Consider the following 2,137-nt stretch of genomic DNA (forward strand, 5'->3'; position numbering starts at 1 on the left):
TGTCGTGGTGGTTCAGCCACACACTGGGCGGGATGCCATAATCGCGGAGGCCCCAGTACGGCGGCGAGGTCACGACCACATGGACGCTCCCCTCCGCCATGCCGCGCATGACCTCCCTGCACTCGCCCTGGATGATTTCTATCATTCTCTTTTTCTTCTTGACACCGTTGTGGCAACCCGTCATAATGGCATTGGAGTTGGACGCACCGAAGTGCATAGCGGGGAAGGCGAGACTGCTGCGTCATGGCGAGGCGCAAGTCGGACCTTCCCCGTTGTATTGAGGGGAGGGGTGGCCGAGAGGTCGAAGGCGTTCAACTCCAAATTGACTATGCACTCAGGTGCATCGTGGGTTCGAATCCCACCCCCTCCGCCGCCAGCCACCCGCTCCGTTGTGTATCCGTCCTCGCTCACGCCCTTGTCCTTTCGCTTGCAAACATCGCCGCCGGGCGCGTCCACTTCCGCACCAGCGCGCGCCATTCAGGTTCGTGCCGCATCTGTGCGTTCTCATCCCGCCAGAGCATGGCAAACGGCAGGCCACCCGCGTCGAACACCTCACGCACCCGTCTCTCGGCCTCGTCCACGGTGTCCCCGTCGCGCCCGACCAGAACGTAGCACCGCGTCTGCCGCTGCCGCAGTCCTATGCGCCGGAGCAGTGCAATCGCCGCAAGCGCAGGCTCCCGTTCCGGCGGCGAGTCATAGGCCAGCCACGCCTCATACACGCGCATCTGGGCGAGGCGTTCGACAAACCATGACATCTTGAGGAGCCTCCGCGCTTCCAGACCGCCGGAGAAGGTCGCCGCCTTCCGCTGCTCATCCAGCATGTCCAGCACGGCCTCGACGTGGGCGCGGGGTGCGGCGAGCAGGTTGTTGTCCTGAACGATCCAGCCGGGCTTGATGGTGAGGCAGCGAAACCCGCCCTCTCGCTTCGGGACAAGGCAGGGCGAAGCACAGCCCGGACACCCGCGCGTCGTGATTGTGCAGCCCTCGCGGAGAAACTTGCCCGGCACGAACTCGCCGCCGGGATCGCCGTACGCTGGCCCGCCGACAAGAACTTCGGCTTCGGGCAGCGCGGCCCGCCACTGTTCGGCCAGCCATTGCGCGCGGGGCTTGTCCCATGTGAACGTGCAGGAGACGAACACCCGACGGGCACGCGGGGGAAAGAGGCCGGGCGGCCCGTAGTAGTGGGTGGCGTCCGGGTCGGGGGAGAGGGACGTCCTCGCCGCCAGCACGTAGATTTCCTCACACTCGCTCACGCCTCAGCCTCCTGTTCACTGGTAACTGGTGACTTCTGTTTCCTCACCGGCAGTTCCCACGGCAGTTCGAGATACTGCCGCCCGTCGAGCACGGGCATGTGGGTGAACGCACGCCCCGAATCGTCAGGGCCTTGCTTGTAATAGAAGGGCACGCCAGCCTCAGCGCAGTCGTCGCGCACGCGGCGGAACCAGTCGGGATTAGCAGGCACCGCGCCCGGCCCACTCATGCCCCCCGCGATGATGCCGCAGATTGTGCGGGTTTGGCGAATATGCTCAGAAATTGGCCCAAGGGGGAACGGCCCCGCGCAAAGCCAAGGGCGGAAATCCACCGGCCCGGTCGCGGGCTCGTAGCTCACGATGCAGTGCGTCACCCCGCTGGCGAGGAGTTCGCCAATGCGCTTGTCGGCCTCCTGCTGATTGTGGACCGTCGGGCCGATAAACCAGTTGTCAGGGTAGTCCAACTTGGGCAGGCGGTCGGGGCGCTGCGTGAGTGAGACGAACGTGTGGCGGGGGCAATTGACTATCTTGGGCAGCAGATACTCGAATAGCCCCTGCGTTGTGACATTGCGCGGCACGATGGTTGCGACTTTGTGAAACGCAAGGCCTGCCTGTAGTGTCTCATGCTGCACAAAGGACAGCCCGGGCCAGTCCCAATCCCCGCACAGGTCGCTCATGAATCCCAGGCCGATGACCTTGGGCGCGCCGCCCGGCGTTATCTGCGCCCATCGTTCGGGGTGGATGTGGGGCGTGAACGATTTGCACAGTTCGCAGCCCGTGGCGCAGCCAATGCGGTAGGCGAGTTGTTCCGCCCAGCATTTGACGGGCTCGCCGTGCTTATCCTTTAGGTGCGCGAGGCACCGGTGCAGGCAGCCGACGACGATGTT

At 64.6% G+C, this 2,137-nt stretch carries 2 protein-coding genes and 1 tRNA gene; 1 reads left to right on the top strand and 2 read right to left on the bottom strand.

What is annotated here, in order from left to right:
- The first annotated feature begins 283 nt into the window (after positions 1-283).
- Positions 284-370 (top strand) — tRNA-Trp (locus VM221_08520).
- A gap of 37 nt (positions 371-407) precedes the next feature.
- On the opposite strand, the gene VM221_08525 is transcribed toward VM221_08520, so the two are convergent.
- Positions 408-1,253, bottom strand: a complete 846-nt coding sequence (locus VM221_08525) for a hypothetical protein (protein ID HUT74863.1) — start codon at positions 1,251-1,253, stop codon at positions 408-410.
- Positions 1,250-2,137, bottom strand: an 888-nt coding sequence (locus VM221_08530) for a DUF5131 family protein (protein HUT74864.1), incomplete at its 5' end; no start/stop codon positions are given. The genes VM221_08525 and VM221_08530, both read right to left, overlap by 4 nt.

Source organism: Armatimonadota bacterium (genome assembly GCA_035527535.1).
GTDB lineage: Bacteria > Armatimonadota > Hebobacteria.